The organism is Streptomyces sp. NPDC056061, from assembly GCF_042266885.1.
Classification (GTDB): Bacteria; Actinomycetota; Actinomycetes; order Streptomycetales; family Streptomycetaceae; genus Streptomyces.
The window spans coordinates 22522-43792 of the sequence record NZ_JBHJWQ010000001.1 but is presented as its reverse complement, the minus strand read 5'-3'; the positions used below and the strand labels follow the sequence as shown (position 1 = coordinate 43792).

The window sequence follows — 21271 nt, the reverse complement described above, 5'->3', positions numbered from 1 at the left end:
CCCTCACTTCCCCCGCCTCGCCCACTCCCCCCGCCTCGCCCGCCCCATCCGCCTCATCTGCCTCTGCTGTCTCAGCCGACGCGCCCGTCCGCACGGGCCCCGGGACGGACCGGGCGGCAGTGGCGGCAGAGGAGACGGGGGCGGCGGAACGGGGGGCGGCAGCAGATGCCTTCGATGCCCTCTACGCACGCTGCGCACAGGCACTCTTCCGCCAGACTTTCCTGCTCACCGGGCGCCGGAGCCTCTCCCAGGAGGCCGTCGAGCGGGCCTTCGCACTGGCCTGGGAGCGCTGGCCCGAGGTGGCGGTGGACAGGGACCCGGTCGGCTGGGTGCGGGCGGCCGCGTACGAGTACGCGCTGTCGCCGTGGCACCGGCTGCGCCGCGCGCACCGCGGGTTCGACCCACCGCCCGCGGAGCCCGACGCACGGGCGCTGCTCGACGCGCTGCTCGCGCTGCCTCCGTCGTACCGTCGCACGCTGCTGCTCCACGACGGTGTCGGTCTGGATCTGCCGGAGACCGCGGCGGAGACGGAGGCCACCACCCCGGCGACGGCGAGCAGGCTGGCGAACGCACGGACGGCGGTCGCCGAGCGGCTGCCCGAACCGGCGGAACCGCAGTCCCCCGCCGAGCGGTCCGCCCTCCTGCGGCAGCGGATCGGTGCCCTCGTGCGGGAGCGGCCCGAGCCGGCGGACCCGCTACCGGCCCCGGAAGCGGTGCGCAGCGGCAGCGAACGCCGGGCCCGGCAGTGGACCAGGGCCGTCTTCTGTTTCCTGGCGCTGCTGATCGGTCTGACACTGCTCACGCTGGCGACGGCTCCGGTCCGGGACGCCCCCACGGGGTCGCCCGCCCACCCGGTCGAGGGGGTGCCGCCGCACAGCGGTCCGCAGAAGCTGACCCCGCAGGACCTGAGGCTGCAAAGGACACTGGGCGACGCACTCGTCCGAGGGCCGGCCCGGCTGGTTCCCCACGTCGGCTGATCCCGCCCCCGCCCCTCCGGCCGGGACGGCTCTCCCGGGCGGGCGGGCGGCGGGACGGGAAACGGCGCGGGCCCGTACCCCTGATCGGGTACGGGCCCGCGCCGTCTGTGCGGTGACGCGGCCTGCGGTACTGCCGCGCCGCGCCGGGGAGCGAAGATCAGGCGCTGAGGATCTCGCGCGCCAGCTTGGCGGTCTCGGTCGGCGTCTTGCCGACCTTGACGCCGGCGGCCTCAAGGGCCTCCTTCTTCGCCTGGGCGGTGCCGGAGGAGCCGGAGACGATGGCGCCGGCGTGGCCCATGGTCTTGCCCTCGGGGGCGGTGAAGCCCGCGACGTAGCCGACGACCGGCTTGGTGACGTTGGCCTTGATGAAGTCGGCCGCACGCTCCTCGGCGTCGCCGCCGATCTCGCCGATCATCACGATCAGGTCGGTCTCGGGGTCGGCCTCGAACGCCGCAAGGGCGTCGATGTGCGTCGTACCGATGACCGGGTCGCCACCGATGCCGACGGCGGAGGAGAAGCCGATGTCACGGAGCTCGTACATCATCTGGTAGGTCAGGGTGCCGGACTTGGACACCAGACCGATGCGGCCGGGCTTGGTGATGTCGCCCGGGATGATGCCGGCGTTGGACTGACCGGGGGTGATCAGACCGGGGCAGTTCGGGCCGATGATCCGGGTCTTGTTGCCCTTCGAGCTCGCGTACGCCCAGAAGGCGGCGGAGTCGTGGACGGCGATGCCCTCGGTGATCACGACGGCGAGGGGGATCTCGGCGTCGATCGCCTCGACGACGGCGGCCTTGGCGAAGGCCGGCGGCACGAAGAGGACGGATACGTTCGCGCCGGTCTTCTCCATCGCCTCGGCGACGGTCCCGAACACGGGCACCTCGGTGCCGTCGAAGTCGACGGACGTGCCGGCCTTGCGCGGGTTCACGCCACCGACGATGTTGGTGCCGTCACCGAGCATGAGCTTGGTGTGCTTCATGCCGGTGGCACCGGTCATCCCCTGGACGATGACCTTGCTGTCCTTGGTGAGGAAGATAGCCATGGTGTTGGAGTCCCTCGTCCCTTACTTCGCAGCCGCGGCGAGCTCGGCGGCCTTGTCGGCCGCGCCGTCCATGGTGTCCACGCGCTGAACGAGCGGGTGGTTGGCGTCGGAGAGGATCTTGCGACCCAGCTCCGCGTTGTTGCCGTCGAGGCGCACGACCAGCGGCTTGTTGACGTCCTCGCCCTTGGACTTGAGCAGCGCGAGCGCCTGGACGATGCCGTTGGCGACCTCGTCGCAGGCGGTGATGCCACCGAAGACGTTGACGAAGACGGACTTGACGTCCGGGTCGCCGAGGATGATCTCCAGGCCGTTCGCCATGACCTCGGCGGAGGCACCGCCACCGATGTCGAGGAAGTTGGCGGGCTTCACGTTGCCGTGGTTCTCACCGGCGTACGCGACGACGTCCAGGGTCGACATGACCAGACCGGCGCCGTTGCCGATGATGCCGACCTCGCCGTCGAGCTTGACGTAGTTGAGGTTCTTGGCCTTGGCGGCGGCCTCCAGCGGGTTGGCCGCGGCCTTGTCCTCCAGCGCCTCGTGCTCGGGCTGGCGGAAGTCGGCGTTCTCGTCGAGGGAGACCTTGCCGTCGAGCGCCAGGATGTCACCGGAGGCGACCTTGGCGAGCGGGTTGACCTCGACGAGGAGCGCGTCCTCGGCGACGAAGGTCTTCCACAGGGTCACCAGGACCTCGGCGACCTTCTCGGCGACCTCGGCCGGGAACTTCGCCTGGGCGACGATCTCGCGGGCCTTCTCGATGGTGACGCCGGTGTTGGAGTCGACCGGGACCTTCGCGAGGGCCTCGGGGGTCTTCTCCGCGACCTCCTCGATGTCCATGCCGCCCTGCACCGAGGCCATCGCCAGGAAGGTGCGGTTGGTGCGGTCGAGGAGGTACGAGACGTAGTACTCGTCGACGATCTCGGGTGCGGTCTCGGCGATCATCACCTTGTGGACCGTGTGGCCCTTGATGTCCATGCCGAGGATGTCGGTCGCGCGGGCGACCGCCTCGTCGGGGGTGGCAGCCAGCTTGACGCCACCGGCCTTGCCGCGGCCGCCGACCTTCACCTGCGCCTTGACGACCGACTTGCCGCCCAGCCTCTCGGTCGCCTCGCGGGCTGCCTCAGGCGTGTCGATGACTTCACCGGCCAGCACCGGTACACCGTGCTTGGCGAAGAGGTCCCTCGCCTGGTACTCGAACAGGTCCACGCGCGTCCGTCCCTAATCAAATGGTCTCGCGGTTCGATTTCTGCGTGGGCGTGCCGCGAGGGGCAATGGCGACTGCTCGGTCACGAGGGAGGCGCACAGGGTGACCCGATGTACGCGGCATGTCCATCTCGCAGGTTATCCCCGCGCCCGGCATGACCCTAAATCGCAGATCACACCTGAGCGGTGATTACGGTCACAGACCCTGCGGGTGGGCAGGGCCCGACGGACGCGGCGACCGGGCCCGGCGGACGGGCCCGCCGGGGTCGACCGCGACGGTCGCGGCCTCGTCCACGATGCCGTCACCGGGCCGTCTCCCTGTCGGGCACGGGGATCGGTCTCTTCTCGATCGCCGCCGCCATCACCTCCGGGAAGAGGTCCGGGGTGCAGGCGAATGCCGGTGCCCCCAGGGCTCCGAGGGCGGCCGCGTGATCGCGGTCGTAGGCGGGGGCGCCCTCGTCGGAGAGTGCGAGCAGCGCCACGAACTGCACGCCGGCGGCCTTCATGGCGGCGACCCGTTTCAGCATCTCGTCGCGTATCCCGCCCTCGTAGAGGTCGCTGATGAGCACGACGACGGTGTCGGCGGGCCGGGTGATCCTGGACTGGCAATGAGCCAGCGCGCGGTTGATGTCCGTACCGCCGCCGAGCCGGGTGCCGAACAGCACGTCGACCGGGTCGTCGATCTGGTCGGTGAGGTCGACGACGGCCGTGTCGAACACGACGAGCCTGGTCCGCAGGGTGCGCATGGAGGCGAGCACCGCGCCGAAGACGGAGGCGTGGACGACGGAGGCGGCCATCGACCCCGACTGGTCGATGCAGAGGATGACGTCCTTCTTCACGGACCGCGCCGCCCGCCCGTAGCCGATGAGCCGTTCGGGGACGACGGTGCCGTGCTCGGGGAGATAGTTCCCGAGGTTGGCCCGGATGGTGCGGTTCCAGTCGATGTCGTGATGGCGGGGACGCTCGGTCCGCGCCGAGCGGTCCAGTGCACCGGTGAGCGTCGTCCGGGTGCGGGCGGCCAGCCGCTTCTCCAGATCGTCGACGACCTTGCGCACGACGGCCCGGGCGGTCTCCTTCGTCGTCTCGGGCATGGCCTTGTTGAGCGAGAGGAGCGTTCCGACGAGGTGGACGTCCGCCTCGACGGCCTCCAGCATCTCCGGTTCGAGGAGCAAGGTGGACAGACCGAGCCGGTCGATGGCGTCACGCTGCATGACCTGGACGACGGTGCTGGGGAAGTACGTACGGATGTCGCCGAGCCAGCGGGCCACGGAGGGGGCGGAGGCACCGAGCCCTGCCGAGCGCCTGCTCCCGGCCCGGCCGCCCGGCCCGGCTCCGCCGCCGTACAGCGCGGTCAGTGCGGCGTCCATGGCTGCGTCGCGCCCGGCGAGGGTGCGGCCGGTGCCCTCCTCGCCGTCTCCGCCCAGGACCAGCCGCCACCGCCGCAGCCGCTCGTTGTCCAGCGCCCCGGCCGACGGTCCGGACCGCGCCGAGCCACCCGCCGGTGCACTCGTCGAGCCGATCGTCGGGGTGTTCGCCGTGTCGGCCTCTGTGACGTCCGCCGGGCCGATCGCCGGGCCGATCGTCCCGGCGTTCACCGTGTCGTCGGCCGCACTGGCGTACGGATCGTGGGCGGGGCGGGGTGCGGTGCCTGCCGTGTTCGTTGTCATGCCGTCGCCCTCCATGGTTCCTCCGTCGCCTCGACGGCTTCCTTCGCAGTGGCTTCCTTCCCGGCGGCTTCTGTGCTGTCGGCACTCTCGGCGCTCTCGGTGCCTGCGAGGGCCGGACCGAGCAGGAGACGCAGCACCGGCAGCACCGCGTCGGCCCGTGCCGCGTCGAGTCCGGGGCCGAATCCGCGGGCCGTCGCCCCGACGCCGGTGATGTCGGCCGTCGTGCCGCCCGCGGCCGGGCCCCGTCGTGCGAGTTCGCCGAGGGTGCGCCGGACGCCCGCGTCGTACGCCGAGAACGTACGACGCAGCAGGGGGAGTACGTCGGCGAAGGCATCGGCCGGAACGGCGGTGAGCCAGGCGTCGACCAGGCCCAGCAGCCGCTCGTCGTGGACGAGGAGCAGCCCGCCGCCCGCCCCGCCGACGAACCCCTCGATCCAGGCCGCGGCGTCCGCGGTGGGTGTGCCGGGCGAGAGGGCCAGGCCCATCAGGCGTGCCGCTCCGTCCTCCGCGATGCGTCCCTCGTCGAGCAGGAGCCGGGCCGCGCGGCCCCTGATGACGCCCGCGACGGTGTCCCGGGCGGCGAGCCTGTGCAGTACGGCGACCCAGCGCTCGCGCAGGCCGCCGCTCCCGCCGGCGGGTGTGGCGGCGGCCCCGCGGAGCAGCGCGAGCGCGGCATGGACCCCGTCCACCCTTCGGCGCATCTCGGCGGCGCCGTCGGCGTCGAGTCCGGTGCATGCGGGCGGCAGGCCGACGCATACCCGCTCCACGAGCCCGGCGGCCACCTCGCCGAGCGCCGCGGTGTCCGTGGACCGCACGTCGCCGTAGCGCAGGGCGCGGGCCAGCGCGGGCAGGGCATCGGCGAGGCGGCCGACATCGGCGTCGAGCGCGGCGCGGTCGGCGAGGGTCCGCATCACCACGGGCAGCGCGTCGGTGAGTTCCGCGAGCAGGCAGTGCTCGGCGAGGGCCGTGATCTCGGCGAGGGAGTCCGCCGAGGCCGCCTGCGCCTCGGCCTTGGCGCTCGCCGCGGAGAGCACGGTGGTGCCCCAGGTCCCGGCCTCGGCGACGCGCACGTACAGCTCGGGTTCCCAGCACAGCCGCCAGCTCTCGCGGAAGGTGCCGGTGCTCGACCTGCCGGTGGCGGGTTCGCCCCAGCCGACGGCAAGGACCCGCAGCCGGTGGAGCAGGCGGCTGCGCGCGGCGTCGATGTCCTTGCGCAGGTCGAGATCCAGCTCCCGCTCCGCTTCCTCGGGTTTGAGCCGGAGGGTGCGCTGCTGCCGGGCGAGGTCGCGTTGCAGCGGTACGGCGGGGGCGGTGTCGGGTACGTCGCCGAGTGTCTCGCCGATGATCAGCCGGTCCCGTACGAGGGCGAGCGGGACGTCGGAGCCCTCGCACATCACGGCCCGGATCGCGTCCGTCGTCTCGCTCAGCCCGGGGAGCGGGCGGCCGCGCATCGCCGCGAGCGCCCCGGCGAGCCGGACGGCCTCGATGACGTGGGCGGACGACACGAACCGGTCCTCGTCACGAAGGAGTCCGGCGACCGTGGTCATCCACCGCTCGATCGGACGGTCCACGGCATCGAAGAGGTGCCCGTACCAGCCGGGCGAGTCGATGCCCGCCCCGTACCCGCTGCGCCGGGCGAGCCGACGGTACGACCAGGGCACCCAGGTCAGCTCGGTCCGGACCCTGGGCAGCCCCTTGAGCAACGCCCGGTCCGCGGCGAGCGTGGTCCTCGTGGCGAGCGCGGGGACGTGCCAGGCGCCGCAGACGACCGCGACGCCGTCGCCGAACTCCTTGCCCGCCTTGCGCAGTTGCAGGCGCATGTACGCCTCGCGGATGGTGTCACGGGGGTGTTCGCCGTCCCCGTACACCTCGCGCAGGGCCGTCATCGCCTCGGCGAGCGCGGCGAAGGGCGCGCCCGGGTCGACGCCGTCGCCGCCGCGGGCGCGGTGTTCGACGACGTCCTCCCACCAACGTTCGGGGTCGTCGTAGCCCGCCGTCTCGGCGAGGACCGCCACCGGGTCGACCGGGGTGCGCGCGGCTCCGCCGTCCGCGCCCGGCTCGTCCGCCGCCCGGTCCGGCCGTGTGTTCCCGTCGGTGTCCGGTGCGGTGTCCCTTTCCTCCGCGCGTGCCATGGCCAGGGAGTTCGCCGCGGGCAGGTCGATGAAGCGGACCGGTACGCCGTGCGCCAGCGCCCAGCGGATCGCCACCCATTCGGGGGAGAACGCGGCCATGGGCCAGAACGCCGCCCGGCCCGGTTCGTCCACGGCATGGGCGAGCAGCGCGACCGGCGGTCGCATCCGTTCGTCGGCGGCCAGCGGAAGCAGCGCGTCCCCCTCCGGCGGCCCCTCGACGAGCACGGCCGGCGGGCGGGCGGCGTCCAGGGCGGCGCGGACGGCGCGGGCAGAACCCGGGCCGTGGTGGCGCACCCCCAGCAGGAGCGGCCCGCCGGAGCCGACGGTCCCGGCAGTGCCGGTGGCTGCGGTGATACCGGTGGCCCGGGTCATGCGGACACCTCGCGGCAGGCGCGGTAGAAGTCCTTCCACCCGTCCCGCTCCCGCACCACGGTCTCCAGGTACTCCTGCCACGCCACCCGGTCGGCCGCCGGGTCGCGGACGACCGCGCCGAGGATGCCCGCCGCGACGTCGTCGGGGCGCAGCACCCCGTCGCCGAAGTGTGCTGCCAGGGCCAGACCGTTGGTGACGACGGAGATCGCCTCGGCCGTGGACAGCGTCCCGGAGGGGGACTTGAGCTTGGTGCGGCCGTCGGCGGTGGCCCCGTCGCGCAGTTCGCGGAAGACGGTGACGACGCGCCGGATCTCGGCGAGTGCGTCGGGCTCGACCGGCAGGTCGAGGGAGCGCCCGATCTGATCGACTCGGCGGGACACGATGTCGACCTCCGCCTCGGGTGTGGCCGGCAGCGGCAGCACCACCGTGTTGAACCGGCGGCGCAGGGCGCTGGACAGCTCGTTGACGCCGCGGTCGCGGTCGTTGGCCGTGGCGATGACGTTGAAACCGCGGACCGCCTGGACCTCCTGGCCCAGTTCGGGAACGGGAAGAGTCTTCTCCGACAGGATCGTGATGAGCGAGTCCTGCACGTCGGCGGGGATGCGGGTGAGCTCCTCGATGCGCGCGGTCATGCCCTCGGACATGGCGCGCATCAGCGGGCTCGGCACCAGCGCTTCCCTGCTCGGGCCGTGCGCGAGGAGCTGGGCGTAGTTCCATCCGTAGCGGACGGCCTCCTCCGGGGTGCCCGCCGTGCCTTGGACGAGCAGCGTCGAATCACCGCTGACGGCGGCCGCGAGGTGCTCGGACACCCAGGTCTTGGCCGTGCCGGGAACGCCGAGGAGCAGCAGGGCCCGGTCGGTGGCGAGGGTGGTCACGGCGACCTCGACGAGACGACGCGGCCCGACGTACTTGGGCGTGATCACCGTGCCGTCCGGCAGGGTGCCGCCGAGCAGATAGGTGGCGACGGCCCACGGGGACAGCCGCCAACGCGCGGGCCGCGGACGGTCGTCGGCCGCCGCGAGGGCCTTCAGCTCGTGTGCGAAGGCGTCCTCGGCGTGCGGCCGCAGGGCCTGCGTTCCGACGGTGGCGGTGGTTTCGGGCACGGACATGGATCCCCCTCCAGATCGAACGACCTGATGTGGTTTCCACCGTGCACCACGCCACTGACAATCGGTCCCGGGCACGGGCCGCAACCGTTCGGCACGGGGCGCGGGGCGGCCGGCCATCGGGCGGGGACGACGACGCGGGCGCCCTTCGCGGGCCGCCCCTCCCCCTCGGTCGCCCTGCTCACCTCACGCACGGCGCATCGCAGGGGGCAGGCCCGGCTTGTGTCCGTGAGGACGGAACAGCAGGTCGGACGCATTGTCAGTGGGCCGCTCTACCGTCGTTCCCATGCTGCTATCTCACGGGGGAGAGTCCTCGTCCACGGCCGCCGCGGTGGTGCGCTGGACGAGGGATCAGGTGCTTGCGCTGGCTCCTGACGAGGCATCGCGCAGGGCCGGGAGCACGCTCGGTGCGTCCGGTTCGTGGTCGGGTGGCGGGTGTGACGGTTCGGGCGCGGTGTGGGGGCTGTGCGGGGGCGGCGGGAGCACGCCGTACCGGACGGTGGTCGACACCACCGGCCCCGCGTACACGTGCAGTTGTCCCAGTCGGAAGTCTCCGTGCAAGCACGCACTGGGCCTGCTGCTGGTCCGGGCGTCGGACGAGTCCGCCCTGCCTGCGGGCGAGGTCCCGGACTGGGCCGACGAGTGGCTGACGAGCCGTCGCGGCGGGGCGGAGGAAAGGAAGAGGGAGGGCGAGACGAAGGGCGGGAGCGAGAACGAGGGGGGCGCGGCGGGTGGCGTCCCGGCCTCGGGTCCGGCCGATCCGGAGGCTGCTCGTCGGCGGGCCGAACGGCGGGCGGAACGGATCACCGGGGGTGCGCTGGAGCTGGAGCAGCGGCTGGCGGACCTGCTGCGCGGCGGCCTGGCGACGGCCGATCAGCCGGGGTACGGGATGTGGGAGGAGACGGCTGCGCGCATGGTCGATGCCCAGGCTCCCGGGCTGGCGGGCCGGGTGAGGGAGTTGGGTGCCGTACCGGCGTCCGGTCCGGGCTGGCCGGTGCGGCTGCTGGAGGAGTGCGCGCTGCTGCACCTGCTGGACAGCGCGTGGCTGGGGATCGGCCGCCTTCCGGAGCCGCTGGCGGCGACGGTCCGGACCCGGGTGGGGCTGACCACCCCGGCCGAGGGCCCACCGGTCCGCGACCACTGGCTGGTCCTCGCCCAGTACGACACCCCGGACGGCAGGATCGTCACGCGCCGCATCTGGTTGCACGGCAGGAGGTCGGGTCGCACCGCGCTGTTGCTCTCCTTCGGGGCGGCCGGCCGGGCGCCGGGGCAGGCGCTGCCGGTGGGCGCCACGATCGACGCGGAGATCACCCCGTATCCCGGCGCCGGTCGGTTGCGGGCCGAGCTGGGGCAGCGGTTCGGCTCTCCGTCCCCGGCCGGAACGCCGCCTCCGGGCGGCACGACGACGGACGCGGTCAACGCCTACGGCGCCGCCCTGCGGCGCGATCCATGGCTGGACGCCTGGCCGGTGACCCTGTGCGACGTCATACCGGTGCCGTCCGGGGACGGCTGGCAACTTGTCGACGCGGCAGGCGATACCGCCCTGCCGCTGGCCCCGGCGGCGACGGCCCGGCCCGGACTGTGGAGGCTCCTCGCACTCTCCGGCGGCTCCCCGGTGACCGTCTTCGGCGAATGCGGACACCGCGGCTTCGATCCGCTGGCCGCCTGGGCCGCGGACGCGGACACGGTGCCCGAGACCGTGCCACTGATCTGACGCCCGGCTGATCCGACTCCCCGCTGATCCGACTCCCCGCTGATCCGACACCCCACCGAATCCGACGCCCTGCTGATCCGACGCCCTACGCGAAGTCTCGGAGGGACCTCATGCCTCGCAGCACCACGCCGCCGTCCTGGGAGGAGCTCGTCACGACCGCGCTTCTCGGTACCGACCGTCGCCCGCCGGAACAGGGCGGCGGACCGGCCGAGCTGCTCGACGCCGCGGCGCTGCACACCGTGCGGCGGAGAGCGGGGCTGCTGCCCGCGCCCGCCGCAGCCCGCCCCGCGCCCGCGCCGGTCGACCCCCGGCCACCGCTGCCCCCGGCCGCGCGGCGCAGGCTGGCCCAGCTGCTCGCGGACCGGTCGGCACCGGGTGGCTCGGGCGGCCGACGCGGGGCGGCCCCCGATCTCACGGAGCTGATCCCGCAGTGGCTGGCCATCGCCAACCGGTGCGGCTTCCGCGCGCCCGCCACTCTGCTCCCGCAACTGCTGGACGCGGCCAGGTCCCGTACCGATCTGCGCCCGCAGACGCTCGCCTTCGCCGGGCCGCGCGGCTTGTGGCTGGCCGGTCTCAACCCCGAGTGGACGTTCGCGCTGCGCGCTTCGTCCGGTGGCTCGCCGCTGCCCGACGTCACGGACCGGGACGCGGTCGCCCGGCTGTGGGAGGAGGGGCTGTTCGCCGAACGCGTCGCCCTGCTCGCGGGGGTACGGGCGCACGACCCGGCCGGGGCGCTCGCACTGCTGGCCACCACCTGGGCCACCGAGCGGGCCGAGGACCGGCTGATGTTCCTCGACTCCCTGCGCACCGGGCTGTCCGCGGTGGACGAGCCGTTCCTGGAACGGTCGTTGGCCGACCGCAGCCGCAATGTCCGTTCCACTGCCGCCGAGTTGCTGTCCGCCCTGCCCCGGTCGGCGTTCGCCGGGCGGATGGCCGCCCGCGCGATGTCCTGCGTGAGCCCGGACATCACGGGCGACGAGGCCATCATCGCCGTGGAGGCCCCGCACGAGTGCGACGCCGCGATGGAGCGCGACGGCGTCGTGGCGGCAGCACCGCCCGGGCGGGGCGAACGATCCTGGTGGTTGGGGCAGTTGGTGGAGGCCGCCCCGCTGCCCACCTGGCCTGCCCGGTTCGGCGGGCGCTCCGCGCGGGAGATCGTCGACCTGCCGGTGGCCGACGGCTGGGCCGACGAACTGCACACGGCGTGGTGCAGGGCCGCGGTGCGGCAACGGGACCCGGAGTGGGCCCGCGCGTTGCTCGGCGCCCCGTCCGTCCCTCCGTCGAACGGCCCCGGTACGGCGTCGCTCGCCGAGAGATCGAAACTCCTCGCCGTGCTCCCGGCGGCCGAACGAGGCGACTGGGTGGCCGACTTCATCGCCGCACACGGTCTGTCCGAGGCATTCCAGTTGCTCGGTGTCTGCCCGACGCCCTGGGCGGAGCCGCTCGGCCGGTCGGTCGTCGACGCCCTGGACATCGCCCGGGACGCCGGCAGCTATCCCTGGAGTTTCAGCGGTGTGATGGGTCTCGCCGAACGCTGCCTGAACCCGGCCGAGGCGGATCGCCTCGACGTGCTCACCACTCCCCAGGACGAACCGGAGGATGCTTCACCGGGCGCGAACGGATACTGGTCGGAGGCGTTCCAACGGCTGGTCTCCACGCTTCGGCTGCGCGCGGCGATGGAGTCGGAGCTGATGCCGGGGCGGGCCCCCGCACCGCTCCCGACCGACGGGAACGGTGAAACCGGCCGCTGAAGTCGCAGGGCCCGATGCCGACCGGCGGGCACGGTACCGGCCGGCGGGCACGGTACCGGCCGGCGGGCACGGTACCGGCCGGCGGGCACGGTACCGGCCGGCGGGCACGGTACCGGCCGGCGGGCACGACGGTCGCCCGATCCCCCACCGCCCCGTCGAAAGGCGCGGCGGGCCACCGGGAACGTGCGGCCGACCGGTCCGACCGGGGACCGGTCCCACCGGGCCGGCCCGGTGCTTCGCGTCGGCGGTCAGGCTTCCGCAGGGTGTCGGACGTTGGCGTTGACCCAGTCGACGATGGAGGCCGTCGTCGCCCCCGGGGTGAAAATCTCCGCGACGCCCCGGTCCTTCAACGGTGCGATGTCCGCCTCCGGGATGATGCCGCCACCGAAGACCTTGATGTCCTCCGCCTCCCGTTCCTTCAGCAGTTCGATCACCTTGGCGAAGAGCGTGTTGTGCGCACCGGAGAGGATCGAGAGGCCGATCGCGTCGGCGTCCTCCTGGATCGCGGTGTCCACGATCTGTTCGGGCGTCTGATGGAGTCCCGTGTAGATGACCTCCATACCGGCATCCCGCAGCGCCCTCGCGATCACCTTGGCCCCGCGGTCATGGCCGTCCAGGCCCGGCTTGGCCACCACCACACGGATCGGACCGGTCACACCCATCTCTGCCTCCACATGCGTCTCCCGTGCCTGAAGGGCCGGGGATGTGAACGAACGTTATCTACAGCATCCCGCAACCCGTCGTTTCGCGGTGTGCGGGGAGGGGGAAATCACACGTGGGACATGTTCACCGGCTGCCGTTCCCGCACGGCACGGCGCGCGTGCCGTGCGAATCCGGTCGCCGGGAGAGCCACTGCGAGGTCGCCGTACCACCGCGCCGCCAGCCGCGCGGCACGGTGGTACGGCCCACCGGCCACGAAACCCGGGCGCGTTCCGAGCCGCGTTCCCGAGGCTTCCCGGGCCGCCGGTCCGGCCGTCGAATCCGAACCGGCCGCCGGGCCCGGGCCGCCGAACCAGGAGGTCGGCCATGAAACCGTTGCCGTTCCTTCCCCCGCTGCCGCCATGGCCGCACCCGAGCCTCACCCCGCCGTCGTCCGCGCTGCTCAAGGCCACCGCCCTCGAACTCGCGATCCTCGCCGGGCACGTTCTGCTGTACCCCACCGGCATCGCCGGGGAACGACGGCCCGCGCCGAGGCCGGCCGATCCGGCCTGCACCGCCGCGACCTGCGAGCCCCGGCCCTCCGGACCGCACCCGCACCCGCCCCCCGCCGAAACAACCACCGCCGCCCTGCCCGCCGCCTCCTCCGATGCCGCCGCCCCGTCCGGCACCGTCGCATCCGCGACCCGTTCCTCGCCCGCCGGGGCGCCCTCCCCCGCCGTCACGGGTGGGGGCGGGGATGGCGGGGATGGCGAGCGGCTGCCCGTCGTCCTCCTGCACGGCTTCATCGACAACCGCTCGGTCTTCGTGCTGCTGCGCCGCTCCCTGGCCCGGCACGGCTGGCGCCACCTTGAGTCCCTGAACTACTCGCCGCTCACCTGCGACGTCCGTACGGCGGCCGAACTGCTCGGACGCCACATCGAGGAGATCTGCGCCCGTACCGGACACCGGGAGGTCGACATCGTCGGTCACAGCCTCGGTGGCCTGATCGCCCGCTACTACGTGCAGCGACTGGGCGGTGACCAGCGGGTGCGCACGCTGGTCACCCTCGGCACGCCGCACGGCGGCACCGCCGTCGCCCCGCCCGCGAGCGCTCACCCGATCGTGCGCCAGATGCGTACGGACTCCGCACCGATCGAGGAGCTGCGCCGTGCGGCACCGGGCTGCCGCACCCGCTTCGTGAGCTTCTGGAGCGAACTCGACCGGGTGATCGTCCCGGCGGAGGCGGCCTGCGTCGACCATCCGGACCTCGACGCGCTGAACATCCGCGTCACCGGCATCGGCCACCTCGCGCTCCCCGTGCATCCCACCGTCACCGCTGCCGTCCGCCAGGTGCTGGAATCCCGCGGCTCGGCGGTCGAGGCCCCCGACCCGGCAACGGGCGACGACGCCGCAGGAGCGGCACCGGCGGCCCGATCCCCCAGGCCACGCCCCTCGGCCCCGGCCTGATCGTCCCGGCCCGCAGCACCGCCCCGGCCCGCCGCATCGCGTCCCCGCGCCGCCACAACCGCGTCCGCCCCGGCGCGGCCGTCCGTGCCCCCACCCCCTTCGCGATGCCGCGCGGCGGCACTCGCCGCCACATGCACCGCCCGCCCCCACACACACGCCAGCCTCGGGGCACCACGACTCGGGGCACCACAAATAGAACGCGTTTCGAACATAAGGCCAAGGCTGTGTGTGCAGCCCGTCGAAAGACGGCCGATTGCCCGTTTCCTGAGCCGTCCACGCCCGCCGAAGATTGTCCGCGCCGCATACCGCCGGGTACAGTCGCGGCCACTGCTCCCCCTCTGGGAACCGTGCACCGGCCCCCAGATCACAGGTCCTGCTGCCGAGGCGAGAGAGAAGTTGGTGAACGACCAGCACCCCCACGCCGGGTATGCCGGGTACGGTAGTCAGGCCACCGGCAGCTTCACCACCGATCCGCTCTTCGGTTCCCTCCCCGGCCACCACGGCGACGGGCACGACCACGGCCACGGCGCCGAGTACGACAGCGGCCACGGCAACGGGTACGACGCGGGCCATGTCGCCGGTCCGTCCGGTCCGACGGGATCGGGATACGACGGCCACTACGACTCCACCCAGTGGGACACGGGTGCGCACCCGACCGCTTCGTACGACTCCTACGCCCCGTACGACGCGGCACAGCCGCTGTACGCCGCGGGTCCGACGTACGACACGACGGCCACATGGACGCCCGTCTCCGGGTACGACACCACCGAGACCGCGGTCCATGGCTTCGCCGACCTCTCGTCGCAGTCCGGCGCGCCGGACGCCACGGGGCAGTGGGACACGTCGGGCCAGTGGGACACCAGTGGCTGGTACGAGACCGGCCAGTGGGCGACGACCCGGACGGCCGCGTACAGCGCCGGCGCCTACGACACCGGCGCGTACGACGCCACCGCCTGGAACACCGGCGCCGCACCCGAGCCGGAGCACGAGCAGCCCGCCGCGCACAGCACACAGGTGCTGCCCCAGGTACCGACGGCCGCGGAGCACCCGGCCGCGGACGACTCCGGGGCGGCCCACGGGGTTCCGGACCATGACTCCGCCTACGCGGCTCCCGGTACGAGCGCCGGTGCCGCCACCGGCACGGACGACAGCGACGACGACGCCGTGGATCCGACCGCCGAGACGATCGGCATGGTGGTCGGCCCCCGCCGTTCGCCCGACCGCCCGGCCACTCGTGGCGGCGGCACCGGCGGCCGGAGCCGGAGGCGCTCCCCCGCGAAGCGTTCCGCGCTGCTCACTGTCGCCGTTCCCTCCGCCTGCGTGATGAGCGTGGCCGGTATCGCCGCGGCCTCCGTCAGCGGCCTGGGCGGCGAGGACAAGAAGGACGACAACACCACCACGATGGCGGCCGCCGACCCCGGCTCCGTCAAGCCGGTCGCCGCCAACAACAAGCTGGACACCCAGCTCGCCAACCTCAGCGCCGACGCGGAGAACTTCCTCGACCGCGCCAGCCGCACCCAGGAACGCATCGACCTGAGGGAGCGGCAGGCCGCCGAGAAGAAGAAGCGCATGGAGGAGGCCGCCCGCAAGGAGGCGCTGCGCCCCAAGTTCGTCATGCCTGTCGCGCAGCACGGTCTCAGCGCATACTTCGGCCAGGCGGGCGTCAACTGGATGTCCGTGCACACGGGCATCGACTTCCCCGTCTCGTACGGCACCCCCGTGATGGCGGCGACCGACGGCACGGTGCGCACCCAGTGGAACAGCGCCTACGGGAACATGGCCATCGTCACCATGGCCGACGGGACCGAGACCTGGTACTGCCACCTCAGCACCACCAAGATCCGCTCGGGCCCGGTCAAGGCCGGCGACGTCATCGCGTACTCCGGGAACTCCGGGAACTCGACCGGCCCGCACCTGCACTTCGAGGTGCGGCCCGGCGGCGGCTCGGCCATCAACCCGCTGCCCTGGCTCCGCGGCCACGACGTCAACCCGACCTGATCCGGAAGGGTCCCGCCGGCTCACGGAGCCCGGCAGGCCCTTCCGGTCGCGCCGTCAGAGCTTTTCGACGGGGGCGTACCGCAGCAGCAGCTTCTTCGGGCGCTCGTCCCCGAAATCGACCGTCGCCTTCGCCTGGTCGCCGACGCCCTCGACCGCCGTCACCGTGCCGAGGCCGAACTGGTCGTGCGTGACCCGATCCCCGACGGCCAGCGTGATCGTCGGCTTGTCCGAGGTCCGCCGGGTCGCGAAGCCCGAGGGGCCGGAGCGCGCACGCGACGCGGACAGCGACGAGGTGATCCCCGACGTCGGTCCGGCCGGGGCTGCCATCGGCCCCTTCCGCTTCCACTCCAGGTGCTGGTCCGGGATCTCCTCCAGGAACCGCGACGGCGGGTTGTACGAGGGCTGGCCCCACGCGCTGCGCATCGCCGCCCGGGTCAGGTAGAGCCGCTCGCGGGCCCGGGTGATGCCGACGTAGGCGAGACGCCGCTCCTCCTCCAACTCCTTGGTCTGGCCCAGCGCCCGCATGTGCGGGAAGACGCCGTCCTCCATGCCGGTGAGGAAGACCACCGGGAATTCGAGGCCCTTCGCGGTGTGCAGGGTCATCAGCGTGATGACGCCGGAGCCGTCCTCGTCCTCGTCGGGGATCTGGTCGGAGTCGGCGACGAGCGCGACCCGCTCCAGGAACTCGGCGAGCGTGCCCGCGCCCTCCTCGCCCGCCTCGCCCCGCTCCTGCTCGAATTCGAGGGCGACGGCGGCGAGTTCCTGGAGGTTCTCGATGCGCGTCTCGTCCTGCGGGTCGGTGGACGCCTGGAGTTCGGCGAGGTAGCCCGTACGCTCCAGGACCGCTTCCAGGACCACCGCCGGGCCCGCGCCGGACTCGACGATCGTGCGCAGCTCCTCCATCAGCGTGTTGAACCGTTTGACGGCGTTGGCCGACCTGGCCGCCATGCCGTACGCCTCGTCGACCCGGCGCAGGGCCTGCGGGAAGGTGATCTTCTCGCGCAGGGACAGGGCGTCGATCATCGCCTCGGCACGCTCGCCGATGCCGCGCTTGGGCACGTTGAGGATGCGGCGCAGCGGGACGGTGTCCTCGGGGTTGGCGAGGACCCGGAGGTAGGCAAGGACGTCCCGGACCTCCTTGCGCTCGTAGAAGCGCACGCCGCCGACGACCTTGTAGGGCAGGCCGACGCGGATGAAGATCTCCTCGAAGACACGGGACTGGGCGTTGGTGCGGTAGAAGATCGCGACGTCGCCGGCCCTGGCGTCGCCCGCGTCGGTGAGACGGTCGATCTCGTCGGCGACGAACTGCGCCTCGTCGTGCTCGGTGTCGGCGACGTAGCCGGTGATCCTGGCTCCCGTACCGGCATTCGTCCAGAGGTTCTTGGGGCGGCGGCTCTCATTGCGCTCGATGACCGCGTTGGCGGCGGACAGGATGGTCTGCGTGGAGCGGTAGTTCTGCTCCAGCAGGATCGTCGTCGCGTCCGGGTAGTCCTCCTCGAACTGGAGGATGTTGCGGATCGTGGCGCCGCGGAAGGCATAGATCGACTGGTCCGCGTCACCGACGACGCACAGCTCGGCGGGGGCGTCGCCCTCCCCGCCGACCGGGCCGACCAGTTCGCGCACGAGGGTGTACTGGGCGTGGTTGGTGTCCTGGTACTCGTCGACCAGGACGTGCCGGAAGCGGCGGCGGTAGTGCTCGGCGACGTCCGGGAACGCCTGGAGCAGGTGGACCGTCGTCATGATGATGTCGTCGAAGTCCAGCGCGTTGGCCTCGCGCAGCCGTGCCTGGTACATCGCGTACGCCTGGGCCAGGGTCTTCTCGAAGCCGTCCGCTGCCTGTCCGGCGAAGGTCTCCTCGTCGATCAGCTCGTTCTTCAGGCTGGAGACCTTGGCGGTGAAGGACTTCGGCGGGAAGCGCTTCGGGTCGAGGTCGAGATCGCGGCAGACCAGGGCCATCAGCCGCTTGGAATCGGCGGCGTCGTAGATCGAGAACGACGAGGTGAAGCCGAGCTTCTTCGACTCGCGGCGCAGGATGCGCACACAGGCGCTGTGGAACGTCATGACCCACATCGCGTTGGCGCGGGGGCCGACGAGCTGCTCGACGCGCTCCTTCATCTCGCCCGCTGCCTTGTTGGTGAAGGTGATCGCCAGGATCTGACCGGGGTGCACCCCGCGCGTGGCCAGGAGGTGGGCGATGCGGTGGGTCAGCACCCGGGTCTTGCCGGAGCCCGCCCCGGCGACGATGAGCAGTGGCGAGCCCGCGTGGACCACGGCGGCACGCTGCTCGGTGTTCAGCCCGTCGAGGAGCGCCGCGGGGTCGACGACGGGGCGGTCCGCGCCATCGCGGTAGTACGCGTCCCTGGGCGGCGGCCCGTCGAACACGCCCGCGAAGAGGTCCTCCGGCACCACCTCGGGTGCGGGGTCCTCGGGGGGCGGCGGGGGCTCCTCCTCCGAGTTCTGGAGGCCGGCCAGGAAGCTGTCGTCAAAGAGGCTGCTCATCGCTTGCCGAGTCTAAGCGCTGTCCCGTGATCCCTGGCGGGCGTGCGACAACAACTACGGCTCCTCGCGGCGTTGTCGGAACCTCCGCATACATCCAGTATGCGGAGGTTCCTCCGCCTTGCGATGCACCGTATCCGACGCCGCGCGCCGATCCACCACGGATTACGGGACAACTCTTGGGCTGCCGCGCCGACACGCGACGGCCGCATGACGAACCGCGCACCGGTCCTGCGCGCGGCCACGACCGGGCCGCCCGTTCCGGCCCCGTCGCCCGGCTCCCCGCGGCGCCTCCGCCCCCCGTCCCTCGGCTCCCTGCTCCCGGCTCCCGGTGCCGCCGTCACCACCCCGCCGCCGTCACCGTCCTGCCGTCGACCTGCTGTCATGCCGCCACCGCCCCGCCGCCGGGCGTCCGCCACCGCCCCGCCCGCCGGGCGTCCGCCACCGCACCCCCCTCCGCAGGACCTCCGCCGTCGCCCCTCCGTCGCCCGGTCACGAAGACGTATCGGTCATATCGAACATCAACCTTCACAGCAGCACCTCGCGTTGGCTAGCGTGCTCGACCGGGCGGCCCGTCCCCCCTTGAGGCGAACCACGCCGAGCGGGTGCCCGCGCCGAATCCGGCCCCGTTCCACGGGCCGGAGCCGGGACCCACAGCAACACCGGGGTCAACCGGTCCCCTCCCCCACAGGGACCGCAGGACGGCCGAGTGCCGTGAACGGCACTTGCGCTCCGTCCGCCCCTCCCGGTCACCGAAGACCGGCGACGACCGACCCGGCAGGCGGTCCACGGAAGGAGATGCCGATCTTGGCATCACACCGCAAACCGCGTCCCCGGACGCGTACCACCGCACCGGCCGTGGGGCTCACGACGGCGGCACTGGCGTCGGTGACCCTGCTCTCCACGCAGAACGCCGCAGCGGCCCCGGGCCCGAAGCCCGGCATCGAGGAGGTCCGCAAGAAGGTCGACGACCTCTACCGGCAGGCGGGCACGGCCACCCAGAAGTACAACCGGGCGAAGGAGGCATCGGACGCCCAGCGCGCGAAGGTCGACGCCCTGCTGAAGGACGCGGCGAAGCGCGCCGACCGGCTCAACGAGGCCCGCACGACCCTCGGCGCCTACGCCGCCGCGCAGTACCGCACCGGGACCGTCGCGCCCAACGCCACCTTCTTCCTCGCCGACGACCCGCAGGCGTACTTCGACCAGCGTCATCTGATGGAACGGCTGACCAGCCGGCAGGAGCAGGCGATATCGGAGTTCCGCACGCAGCAGGCCAGTGCGTCGAAGAAGCGCGCGGAGGCGGTGCGGGGCCTGGAGACGCTGACCGAGTCGCAGAACACGCTGCGCGCGAGCAAGGACGACGTCCGCAAGAAGCTGGGCGAGGCGCGCACGCTGCTGTCGCAGCTGACCGCCGAGGAGAAGGCGCGGCTCGACGCGCTGGAGCGGAAGAAGGAGCAGGAGGCCGAGCGCCGGGCGAAGGAGCTGGCGCAACGGCAGGCCGCGGCGGAGGCGGAGGCCCGGCACGCGGAGCAGAATTCCGGCAGCGGGACGGATACCGGCACTGGCACCGGGACCGGCTCGGGTACGGGAACCGACACCGGGACCGGCTCGGGCAGCAGCACCACCGCCGAGGCGGAGAAGGCTCTCGCCTTCGCGAGGGCCCAGATCGGCAAGCCGTACGTCTGGGGCGCGACCGGCCCGTCCTCCTACGACTGCTCCGGGCTCACCCAGGCCGCGTGGAGGGCGGCGGGGGTCGACCTGCCTCGCACCACCTGGGACCAGGTGAAGACGGGCACCCGGGTCGCCACGGAGAACCTGCGCCCAGGTGACCTGGTGTTCTTCTACGACGACATCAGCCACGTCGGCATCTACAAGGGCGACGGGATGATGATCCACGCCCCCAAGCCGGGGGCGAACGTCCGCGAGGAGTCGATCTACTACATGCCGATCTACGGCAGCGTCCGCCCGGCGTGATCCGCCCCGGTCCGGGTCCGGGGCTTCCCGGACCCAGACCGGTTCCTCACGTCCTCACGCCCCCGGGCGGCCGGACCCGGTTCGGCCCCGGAGCGTGGCGATGAAACGCCTCGGCCCCGGAGCGTGGCGATGGAGCTGCCTCAGACCCAGAGCGTGGCGATGAAGATGTTGGCGAGGGTCAGCCCGCCCACCGCCGCGAAGGCCCCCTTGTCGACCTTCTCCTCGTCACGCTTGATGTAGACGAGCGCCAGGACGACGACCAGGACCAGCAGCTTGACCCCGATCTTGATGTTGTTCACCTGGCCGCCGTCGGCCTCCCTCAGACCGACCAGCGCGACGCCGGTGACCAGCATCGTCAGGGCACCGTGCAGCATCGCCGGGACGAACCTGGCCGTGCCCGCGCCCATCGCCTTCATCTGGGTCAGGAAACCGCCCAGCAGCGAGGCGATACCGATGATGTGCAGGGCGACGAAGACATGAATGAGTACGTCCATGGGGCGCAGCCTAGCTCCGCCCATATCACCCCCCGACAGCCAGGTGCGCCTTACGACCTGGGGGCAGGAGGGAGCGGTCTCCCCAGGTCGTTGGTCAACGTGACCCGGCCCTGAAGCTTCACTCATGTATGCACCAATTGCCTGACTCTGGTGCAATTTTCCGATCGATTGACGGCAGCGGCACGTCAAATTCGGGCAATGAGCGTCATTACGACTCTTTCCCGTGCCCTGGGATTAGCGTC

At 72.5% G+C, this 21271-nt stretch carries 14 protein-coding genes; 6 read left to right on the top strand and 8 right to left on the bottom strand.

Features of this window, described 5'->3' with window-relative positions; genetic code table 11:
- The first annotated feature begins 119 nt into the window (after positions 1–119).
- Positions 120–977, top strand: a complete 858-nt coding sequence (locus ACFC79_RS00155) for a sigma factor-like helix-turn-helix DNA-binding protein (RefSeq protein WP_376233086.1) — start codon at positions 120–122, stop codon at positions 975–977.
- 157 nt (positions 978–1134) lie between these two features.
- On the opposite strand, the gene sucD is transcribed toward ACFC79_RS00155, so the two are convergent.
- The 5 genes from sucD to ACFC79_RS00130 all read right to left on the bottom strand — a co-directional run bounded on the left by sucD (position 1135) and on the right by ACFC79_RS00130 (position 8499).
- Positions 1135–2019, bottom strand: a complete 885-nt coding sequence (gene sucD, locus ACFC79_RS00150) for a succinate--CoA ligase subunit alpha (protein WP_376233083.1) — start codon at positions 2017–2019, stop codon at positions 1135–1137.
- Between the two features lie 21 nt (positions 2020–2040).
- Entirely contained in the window at positions 2041–3222 is a 1182-nt protein-coding gene (gene sucC, locus ACFC79_RS00145; RefSeq protein ID WP_376233080.1) for an ADP-forming succinate--CoA ligase subunit beta, read from the bottom strand.
- A 299-nt stretch (positions 3223–3521) separates the two neighbouring features.
- Positions 3522–4886 (bottom strand): VWA domain-containing protein, encoded by a 1365-nt coding sequence (locus ACFC79_RS00140; protein WP_376233077.1) that lies wholly within the window; start codon positions 4884–4886, stop codon positions 3522–3524.
- Positions 4883–7390, bottom strand: coding sequence for a DUF5682 family protein (locus ACFC79_RS00135; protein WP_376233075.1), 2508 nt, complete (start codon positions 7388–7390; stop codon positions 4883–4885). Before ACFC79_RS00135 ends, ACFC79_RS00140 begins: the two co-directional genes overlap by 4 nt.
- Positions 7387–8499 carry an AAA family ATPase gene (locus tag ACFC79_RS00130; protein ID WP_376233073.1) on the bottom strand — a complete coding sequence of 371 codons (1113 nt, stop codon included), beginning with the start codon at positions 8497–8499 and terminating at the stop codon, positions 7387–7389. The genes ACFC79_RS00135 and ACFC79_RS00130 overlap by 4 nt, the downstream gene beginning before the upstream one ends.
- A 283-nt stretch (positions 8500–8782) precedes the next feature.
- On the opposite strand from ACFC79_RS00130, the gene ACFC79_RS00125 reads away from it, so the two are divergent.
- Together ACFC79_RS00125 and ACFC79_RS00120 are read left to right on the top strand one after the other, a co-directional pair.
- Positions 8783–10210, top strand: coding sequence for an SWIM zinc finger family protein (locus tag ACFC79_RS00125; RefSeq protein ID WP_376233070.1), 1428 nt, complete (start codon positions 8783–8785; stop codon positions 10208–10210).
- Positions 10211–10320: 110 nt separating this feature from the next.
- Positions 10321–11961: a DUF5691 domain-containing protein gene (locus tag ACFC79_RS00120; protein WP_376233068.1), complete on the top strand. Its 1641-nt coding sequence runs from the start codon at positions 10321–10323 to the stop codon at positions 11959–11961.
- A 248-nt stretch (positions 11962–12209) separates the two neighbouring features.
- Here the strand turns inward: ACFC79_RS00120 and ACFC79_RS00115 are convergent, their stop codons facing one another.
- On the bottom strand, positions 12210–12623 hold the full coding sequence (locus ACFC79_RS00115) for a cobalamin B12-binding domain-containing protein (protein ID WP_376233065.1): 414 nt from the start codon (positions 12621–12623) through the stop codon (positions 12210–12212).
- Positions 12624–12987: 364 nt separating this feature from the next.
- On the opposite strand from ACFC79_RS00115, the gene ACFC79_RS00110 reads away from it, so the two are divergent.
- Both ACFC79_RS00110 and ACFC79_RS00105 read left to right on the top strand, forming a co-directional pair.
- Complete coding sequence (locus ACFC79_RS00110) at positions 12988–14067, top strand: esterase/lipase family protein (protein ID WP_376233062.1); 1080 nt, start codon at positions 12988–12990, stop codon at positions 14065–14067.
- Between the two features lie 399 nt (positions 14068–14466).
- Positions 14467–16065, top strand: a complete 1599-nt coding sequence (locus tag ACFC79_RS00105; RefSeq protein ID WP_376233059.1) for a M23 family metallopeptidase — start codon at positions 14467–14469, stop codon at positions 16063–16065.
- Positions 16066–16119: 54 nt separating this feature from the next.
- Here ACFC79_RS00105 and pcrA read toward each other — a convergent pair whose 3' ends face one another.
- Entirely contained in the window at positions 16120–18564 is a 2445-nt protein-coding gene (gene pcrA / locus ACFC79_RS00100; protein ID WP_376233057.1) for a DNA helicase PcrA, read from the bottom strand.
- Positions 18565–19359: 795 nt separating this feature from the next.
- Between pcrA and ACFC79_RS00095 the strand changes: the two genes are divergently transcribed.
- The gene (locus ACFC79_RS00095) at positions 19360–20535 is read left to right on the top strand and encodes an NlpC/P60 family protein (protein ID WP_376233054.1); all 1176 of its coding nucleotides are present in this window, start codon (positions 19360–19362) and stop codon (positions 20533–20535) included.
- A gap of 140 nt (positions 20536–20675) precedes the next feature.
- Here ACFC79_RS00095 and ACFC79_RS00090 read toward each other — a convergent pair whose 3' ends face one another.
- Positions 20676–21029, bottom strand: coding sequence for a hypothetical protein (locus tag ACFC79_RS00090; protein WP_376233051.1), 354 nt, complete (start codon positions 21027–21029; stop codon positions 20676–20678).
- Positions 21030–21271: the final 242 nt, after the last annotated feature.